At 55.9% G+C, this 8,135-nt stretch carries 9 protein-coding genes; 7 read left to right on the forward strand and 2 right to left on the reverse strand.

What is annotated here, in order from left to right:
- The first annotated feature begins 368 nt into the window (after nucleotides 1-368).
- From LHU53_RS19450 to LHU53_RS19475, 6 genes are all read left to right on the forward strand, one after another.
- Complete coding sequence (locus tag LHU53_RS19450) at nucleotides 369-575, forward strand: hypothetical protein (RefSeq protein WP_227334440.1); 207 nt, start codon at nucleotides 369-371, stop codon at nucleotides 573-575.
- 274 nt (nucleotides 576-849) lie between these two features.
- Entirely contained in the window at nucleotides 850-1,485 is a 636-nt protein-coding gene (locus tag LHU53_RS19455) for a LysE family translocator (RefSeq protein ID WP_227334441.1), read from the forward strand.
- Nucleotides 1,486-1,622: 137 nt separating this feature from the next.
- The gene (locus tag LHU53_RS19460; protein ID WP_227334442.1) at nucleotides 1,623-1,961 is read left to right on the forward strand and encodes a hypothetical protein; all 339 of its coding nucleotides are present in this window, start codon (nucleotides 1,623-1,625) and stop codon (nucleotides 1,959-1,961) included.
- Between the two features lie 203 nt (nucleotides 1,962-2,164).
- On the forward strand, nucleotides 2,165-3,421 hold the full coding sequence (locus LHU53_RS19465; RefSeq protein ID WP_227334443.1) for a site-specific integrase: 1,257 nt from the start codon (nucleotides 2,165-2,167) through the stop codon (nucleotides 3,419-3,421).
- Nucleotides 3,418-4,395 (forward strand): tyrosine-type recombinase/integrase, encoded by a 978-nt coding sequence (locus LHU53_RS19470; protein WP_227334444.1) that lies wholly within the window; start codon nucleotides 3,418-3,420, stop codon nucleotides 4,393-4,395. Before LHU53_RS19465 ends, LHU53_RS19470 begins: the two co-directional genes overlap by 4 nt.
- A complete protein-coding gene (locus tag LHU53_RS19475) occupies nucleotides 4,388-5,401 on the forward strand; it encodes a tyrosine-type recombinase/integrase (RefSeq protein ID WP_227334445.1) in 1,014 nt (337 codons plus the stop codon). Before LHU53_RS19470 ends, LHU53_RS19475 begins: the two co-directional genes overlap by 8 nt.
- 251 nt (nucleotides 5,402-5,652) lie before the next feature.
- Here LHU53_RS19475 and LHU53_RS19480 read toward each other — a convergent pair whose 3' ends face one another.
- Together LHU53_RS19480 and LHU53_RS19485 are read right to left on the reverse strand one after the other, a co-directional pair.
- On the reverse strand, nucleotides 5,653-6,435 hold the full coding sequence (locus tag LHU53_RS19480; RefSeq protein WP_227334446.1) for a phosphodiesterase: 783 nt from the start codon (nucleotides 6,433-6,435) through the stop codon (nucleotides 5,653-5,655).
- Between the two features lie 2 nt (nucleotides 6,436-6,437).
- A complete protein-coding gene (locus LHU53_RS19485) occupies nucleotides 6,438-6,980 on the reverse strand; it encodes a GNAT family N-acetyltransferase (RefSeq protein ID WP_227334447.1) in 543 nt (180 codons plus the stop codon).
- Nucleotides 6,981-7,081: 101 nt separating this feature from the next.
- Between LHU53_RS19485 and gcvA the strand changes: the two genes are divergently transcribed.
- Nucleotides 7,082-7,975: a transcriptional regulator GcvA gene (gcvA, locus tag LHU53_RS19490; RefSeq protein WP_227334448.1), complete on the forward strand. Its 894-nt coding sequence runs from the start codon at nucleotides 7,082-7,084 to the stop codon at nucleotides 7,973-7,975.
- Nucleotides 7,976-8,135 lie beyond the last annotated feature (160 nt).

Below are 8,135 nucleotides of genomic sequence, written 5' to 3' on the forward strand. Positions count from 1 at the left end.
TTATGTAGAGATGTACATAACAGCCTGACGCTGACTGCCGTTTTGCGGCGTAAACGGACCCGCAGTCAAATTTCCAGATGGGGGTTGTCACCAGAAGTAATACCCGTCAGAATTACCACTGTCCCTCCAGCACACCCATGTTCCCAAGTCCCATGTCACCTCTGCCAGTTGAATTCGGAAATGCAGGGACCCTCGATACGAATGGTACTGGTTGGATCATTGGGTTCAGCCACTGGAGCAAGCATGAGCCATATGACCTGCGGCACATTCCAAGCGACACTCTGTCTACAGGGCTCTGCGTCAAGTGGTTTTCCCATCTAGCAGGGGATCCGGATGGTCAAGACAAACCAGTGAGTACCGGAAGAACTATGTCTGTGCTGGTCTCCAATTTAAGCGATTTCAGGATTGACTTCAGCGCCGATTCGACTTTCCCGAAAAATGCCACGATCACATACAGGCTGCAGCGAATGGGAGACTATGTGATCTGGGGACCAGGTGTCTATCACCGGGCATTTGGACTCAAGGCAGCTACGATCATGACCGTGCGATGGGAGCAGGAACACTGCGCCGATTGACCCATCAGATTATTGCCAGCCACCTTTTGCTTAAATGTGTGTGCATTGAGCTTTGTGCTTGAAGCTGCGCGAACAAACTATGTCGGACATTGGCTGATCGGAAAACAGTTGATGGACATCGTGGCAGCTGGGATCTGAGGTCGACTGCTGTTGTGCAGCGGAAGCCGACGTTCAGTGAGTTCCTCCAGTTTGGGATAAGACCGGCTTGCAGCCTAGAATCGATGCAAACACAGTTGTTTTTTGTAGCCTCCTTAGACAACACACAAAGCACACCATGACCACTGGTACTCTTCTTCTTTTTATTCCTGCGTGCTTCGCTCTGAATATGGCACCAGGCCCAAACAACCTTCTTTCCGTATCAAATGCGACACGCTATGGCTTCTGGTCCGCTTCAGTCGCTGGAGTCGGTCGGCTCATCGCGTTCGTCGGCATGATCGCTATTGCTGCCGCTGGTCTTGCCACCGTCCTTCAGACTTCGGAGATTTTGTTTTACGCAGTCAAGGTCGTCGGGGCGGCGTATCTTTTCTACCTTGCATTCCAGTTATGGCGGGCCGCTCCCGCTAACGAAAGTACTAAACGTGCTGACTCACGGCAAAGCATTTTTTCACTTGCACGCCAAGAATTTCTGGTAGCTGCGGGTAATCCAAAGGCCATTCTCATATTCACTGCCTTTCTTCCTCAATTCGTAGATATGTCAAAACCTGCGGTGCCACAGTTTGCTGTACTTGGTGCGCTTTTTCTTGGTTTGGAATGGATTGCGATTGCGGCTTATGCGTATATGGGAAGCCATCTGCGCAAGTGGTTCTCAGAGCCTCGTCGACAGCAGATATTCAACCGTACCTGTGGGTCGCTGCTGGGAGTTGCAGGCATAGGGTTGCTCGCCGCACGGAGGTCAACTAGCGGGGCCTAACGGGTCGACCCAGGGCGGGCAGCCTGCGGCTGCGCCTGGCCTCCAACGTTAAAGCGCTAAACCTTTGGATTTGAGTGACCGCTGGCTGGCAATCTGGATGGTTGGACGGGCACCCGCATAGCAGCGAAGGCGAACCGATGAACATCAAAGCGACTCAATCGACTGCGGTCATCGCTGGGGCATGGACGGTCTTTGGCCTGGTGCCATTTGAGATGTGGATGGACAACCAACTAGCCCAATCGGCCCTGTCGAACAACTTGCTATGGTTGTTGGCGTTCGTGACATTTCTCGGGTTGCCGGGGTACTTTCTCGTCATTGGTAGCGACAACGAGCCGTTAAGCAGAACTTGGTTTCTCGGCACGGACGAACGCGTTCGATATGGCGTCATCGCCAAACGCATGTTCATCTGGTTCATTTTTGCGGGAGCATTTGGAATGCCATGGTCATTGCTCCTAGGCGCCCTGTTTACGAAATAATGACCGGTGCACCAATGCCTTCTATCTGAAAATTTGTACTACCCCTTTCAGCCTCTATGCTCAGGAGACAACTATGCGCAGCTGGTTTTTCTGTGATGGCTCTCAGGCTCGCAGGATGCGGGTCACGGCTGGGTGGCCAACGGAATATCTGGACATAGTTATTGCATAGAGTTTCACTGGTGATTCCACTTCAGGAGATCACCATGGGAATCACTCAACACCCCCTTCACATTGACACCGACAGCCCCGTCAAGGGGCCGATCGAACCGTACTTCGATGCGTTCAAGCAGTATCTGTCGCAGCATGGCTATGCTGCGCATACCTCAGCCAGCTACGTGGTTGCCATTGCGCACTTCGCGCGATGGGCGCGTACCAAACGGCTGCGTTTGAACAGGGTCAACGAGACATCAGTCGCCGAATTTCTTGACGAGCATTTGCCGAACTGCCAATGCGCTACACCGGTCCATCATGACCGGTCGGATCACAGCGCCGCACTCGGCCACCTGCTGGTGGTGTTGCGGTCTCAGGGCGCTATTGCACCGGCGGCACTCAGTGCGACGGCGGTGGATGAGGAGCTACGCCGTTACGACGAGTACATGGAACATGCGCGGGGCCTGGTGCCAAAGACCCGCAGCATGGCGCTGAGCATCATTGGGCGACTGCTCACTGAACGCTTTGGCAGCGACGCCATCAACATTGGCGCGATAACGCCAGAGCAGGTCCGGCAGTTTTTTGTCCACGAGGCGCTCAGATACAGAAAGCCCTCCAGCCTGGCCTCGGTCGTGGCATCACTGCGCGGGTATTTCCGGTACCACGTTTCGCTCGGGGACCACTTACACGGTGGTCTGACCAGCGCGATAGCTTACCCGGCCAATTGGAAGCAGTCCGCATTGCCCAAGACGTTGACCACCGAAGAAGTCGCGCAGTTGGTCAACGCACTGGGGCAGCCCGGCCCATCAATGCGACGTGCTGATGCCATCGTGCGCTGCGCGCTCGATCTTGGCCTTCGCAGCGGTGAGATTGCCCGACTCAGCCTGGACGATATTGACTGGCGCGCAGGTAACGTGACACTGCGCAAAACCAAGGGCGGGCGCGAAGACGTATTGCCCCTGCCTGCTTCCACCGGGAAGGCCATCGCGGCGTACCTCAAGCAGGAGCGCCCCCACACCACCAATCGTGCCATCTTCGTGCGCCTCATGGCACCTCATGACCAACCCGTTGGCCCCGATCTTGTGCGCAAGACCATCCGCCAAGCCTATGCCAGAGCAGCGCTGCCCTACACCCGGTCGCATTTGCTGCGTCACACCATGGCCAACCGATTGCTTGCTGGGGGCTCATCACTCAAGGAGGTGGCCGATGTGCTGCGCCACAGATCATTGAACACCACGATGATCTATGCCAAGTTGGACAGTCGCAATCTCGCTGCGGTGGCACTGCCGTGGCCAGGGAGCGCAGCATGAGTGCGCGCACTTGCCTGCAATCGCGCATCGAACTCTATCTTGCTGAACGCACCCGCCTGGGATATGGTGCGGACAATGATGCGTGGGCCCTGCATAGCTTCGCACGCCGTGTCCAGGCCGTCGGCCATCGTGGGCCATTGACGGTGGAGGTTATGGCCGAGTGGGCACGATGCGACAGTCAGCACAGCGCAGACCCCCACACATGGGCACGAAGGCTCAAGAAGTTGCGCATGTTCATGCGATGGCTCCAGCAGTTTGAGCCACGCACCGAGGTGCCTGACAACACAATCTTTGGAAGTCTCCCCGAGCGCCAGACTCCACACATTTTTAGCGAGCAGGAAGTCGTTGATTTGCTGGCTGCAGCGCGTCGACTCGGTCCAGCGCCCGGACTTCGGGGTATCGTCTATGAGACTTTGTTCGGCCTGCTGGCATCAACCGGTTTGCGTATCGGCGAGGCATTGGCGCTACGCAACAGTGATGTCGATCTCAAGACGGGGATGCTGAGCATTCACCAAGCCAAGTTCGGCAAGTCACGCCAAGTACCGATGCATCCCAGCACATTGGACGCCTTGCGTCGGTATCGCTGGATGCGCGATCTGTGCGCTGAACAATCTGAACCAGATGGTGCCTTCTTCACCGGCACACGCGGTCAGCGGCGGGGGCTGCCACTGGGGGATCGCCAAGTGCACCGCGTCTTCGGCGAACTGCGCAAACAACTGGACTGGCATAACCGCGGAACACACCAGACCACCCGTATCCATGACCTGAGGCATACCTTCATCGTCCGGCGCATCGTGCAGTGGCAAGCACAGGGCGTGGATATCGACCAGGCCATGCTGTCGTTGTCCACATATGTTGGACATGCGAAGGTGAGCAATACCTACTGGTACATGTCGGCAGTGCCACAGATGATGGAACTGGCCGCTAATCGCTTCGAGTCATTTACATCGAAGGCGCAGGTGCATGATGAGTAAGACCACCGCACCAAAGCCACCGTCATTCCCCGCCTTGGTCCAGCAGTTCTTCACCGAGTATTTGTTTGCGCAGCGCGCCGTCAGTGCGCGCACGGTAGCTTGTTATCGCGACGCACTGATGCTGTTCCTGGACTTCGCCAGCCGCAAGTTGGGCAAGGCACCCACGGCTATGCGGCTCTCAGACATCCAGCCGGAGCTGATTCTGGCCTTTTTGGACCACCTTGAGAAGGACCGGCATAACGCTGTACGCAGCCGCAACCTGCGGTTGACTGCACTGCGCGCGTTCCTCAAGTTCGCGGCCCGGCGCGATGTGGCTTCGCTCAATGATGTCGAGCGGGCGTTGGCTGTGCCGATGAAGCGATTCGAGAAGCCGATGCTAGGGTTCCTCACACGAGCGGAGATGGTGGCGATACTCGGTCAGCCGGGGCAGACTTGGTCTTCTCAGCGAGACCACTTGCTGCTGGCCTTGCTCTACAACACGGGCGCCCGTGTCTCCGAGATCATTGGTGTGCGCGTCATCGACGTGGTCCTCGAAGGCAGTGCGTGCGTGCATCTGCACGGCAAAGGGCGAAAGCTGCGATCAATACCCCTGTGGAAATCGAGCGTCGTGGAGATACGTGCGTGGCTACGGCTCAATCCGTCGCTGCGCGGAGAAGCCGCTCTCGTGCCCAACCGCGACGGGCAGGCAATGTCCAGGTCCAACGTCGCACAACGTCTGGCACTGGCGGTAACTCGCGCAGCCCAGGGGCAACCCAACCTTCTCAAGAAACGCATCTCACCCCATACCCTGAGGCACACCTGCGCAATGCACATGCTGCAGTCAGGCGTTCCATTCAACGTGATCGCTCTCTGGCTGGGTCACGAAAAATTGACAACCACCCACCGTTACGTCGAGGCAGACCTTGCGATGAAAGAGCGGGCCCTTGCGAGGCTGGAGGAACCCAATACCAAGATGAGCCGATACAAAGCTCCCGACTCACTTATGCGATTCCTTCAGACCCTATAACTATGCGCAGACTTCGCTGGCCCCGAAGTCTCACCGCCAGAGGGGCCGGCGACATTCGCAAACAACCATCTGCGCATAGTTGTCTCCTGCGCATAGAGGCTGGCTGCGGTCTTTCACGCGGTACAGTCGGAAGTCAAGTACGCCGCGAAAGCTGCCTTCCAAGGATGGATCGGAATTTCTATGGATTCAGGGTCATCGTGGGCCAAAGTCGTGAAATGACCCTGTGGATAGTTCACCCCAACGCTCAAAGATTAGGTGCCCATTACTGACCGAGAGATCTCCTCGAAATGCACAATAGTGCTGTCGGATGACACCATTACCACCCCATATCCAGGGGAGTCAAAGCTGACTGATGCCACATTGGAAGTTTTGAAATCAAGCTCAATTTGGTGGCTTGTGCCACGGACGCCTGAAAAAGGAATACCGCGCCACGACCCCGCGATCATCCGATGCAGGTGGCCAACAAAAAAATGTCGTATGCGTGAAAGATGAGGACGAAGAACCTCGAAGAGTATGTCGCCGTTCAATAGTCGAATGCTGTCCATTCGCTGCAAACCAACCCGAAACGGTGGGTGATGGAGAAATAGAAAAAGCAATGACTCGGGCTGCTCTTCGATTCGATCCTTCAACCATGCGAGCCTGCGCTCGCAGAGCCTACCGTCTGGCATGCCGATCTCGCTGGTATCAAGCAATAGGAGGCGGCCTTCCGTCGTGCTGATTGCTTGTTGCACGAAGCCATGGCTGTCCGTCGGGACATTGGGAAACACCTCTCGGAAGGCCTTGCGATCATCGTGATTGCCTAGCATTAAGTGCACCGGCATTGGCAAGCGCGCTAAACATTCACGCAAGACTCCATAAGCAATCGGGTCGCCACCATGCGTAAGATCACCCGTGACGACGCAGAAGGCGGCCTGGGAATGTTTCTGAATTACATCGTCTACACAGCGATCCAACTGTTCTTGGGGGATGAGTCCGTGGAGGCGAACTCCTGGCGGCACAAGATGTAGATCTGACAGATGCAGAAACTTGAGCATGATCAACCGATGACGCTGCGTTGGAGCGTCTTGCTCATAATCACACTGCGGTAGTTGGTGTGAGTCCATTGCGCATGCTCGATAAAGCGATAGCCAAGCCGCATGTACCAAGATACCAAATGCGTCGCAGATTCCGCTGTATCGAGTGCAATTTCCCTCGCTCCCGTTGCCGCGGCGCGTGCTTCTGCCAGCGCTATCAATCGGCGCCCCAGGCCATTTGCCTGCAACTTTGGCTCAACAGCGAACTGACCGAAACATGCGACATCGTCACGGTCATACCAATGGCAGCCACCGGTACGTCCGACTTCTTTGAACAGAATCGTGCCACAAAGTGCTTCGTCGGCGACCGCTACAAAACACTCCCCTTGTTCAACGCGCTCGCGGGTTACCTCGTCGGTCTGATGCGTCGCCATGTATCGCAATCCTTGCTGGGCAAGCCGGGCATAGGCGCGATGTAGCAGGACGGTGAGATTCGATATCGGATCAGAGGCCTTCAACAATCGAATGGTGATGGAATCTGGTGACAAAGTAGCTATAGTGGACACGGATTAGACTTTCATCGGTTGTGACAATTTGTCAATTGTTTCTGACTATTCCGTCGTTGACAAACGAGTTATTCTGTCATTCGCGTTAGGAAATCTCACTGATGTATCGACGGCTACCCCCTCTCAACGCAGTCCGAACTTTCGAGGCGGCGGCGCGTTTGAAGAGCTTTACAGCGGCCGCTGACGAGCTCGGCGTAACCCATGGCGCCGTCAGCCGGCAAGTTCAACTTTTGGAGGACTGGTTAGGCATTGCGCTGTTTGTGCGCTCCAACCGCAGGGTCGATTTGACGGCGGACGCGCAGACGTACCTTGTGGAAACAAGTGCCATGCTTGATCGCCTCGCTTTAGCGACGGGGCGCCTGACGGGGCAGCGAGGTATGCGTGTGTTGCGGGTAAATGCCTCACAGACCTTCACCATTCGGTGGCTCATCGCGCGCCTGCCAGCTTTTGCGCGAGCGCATCCCGACATCGAGATTCGACTGACTACGTCGGTTGTCCCAATACAGCAACTGATCGAGCCATTTGATGTGGCGATCCGGCGTGGGGGTATGCAACGTGGTGGGGTTGTCAGCGTACCGTTCCTCAGCGAAACCTGCGTTCCGGTCATGAGTCCAAAGCTACTGGAGAAAACTCCTGTCTTGAGACTCGGTGATCTCCTGCAATGCACGCTACTTCATGCAGAATCTCTGAGTGAACTATGGCCATCTTGGCTGAATGCCGCTGGGGTACCTGAACTGCGTCCAGTGAATGAGCTGCGTTTTGAACACCTTTACTATGCGCTGCAGGCTGCGGTCGACGGCGTGGGCATCGCTATCGGGCCATCCGCACTCGTGGCTGATGATCTACTCACAGGGCGACTTGTCACACCCTTTCAGAATCCGGTACTCAAGCTTGATGATTTCCATGTTTGGGCGCCAACAAGCGGCAGAGAGCATGGCCCCCATCGTGCATTCCATAATTGGATTGTTGCTGAAAATCGTTCAACTACAGGTTGATGCTGTTGCGTTGCGTGGCTTGCCTAAATTTGCAGGCTCAATGACCGAGACTCAAGCTGAACCAATGTTGTCGGTTCTGCTTCGTCCGCTGCATCGGTTTCTGGTGAACAGTTCGAACGACTTTAGATGACTGCTGTGGGGAAATTTGGAAGTCTGCAAT

It is taken from the genome of Rhodoferax sp. U2-2l, assembly GCF_020594515.1.
In the GTDB taxonomy this organism is placed as follows: domain Bacteria; phylum Pseudomonadota; class Gammaproteobacteria; order Burkholderiales; family Burkholderiaceae_C; genus Rhodoferax.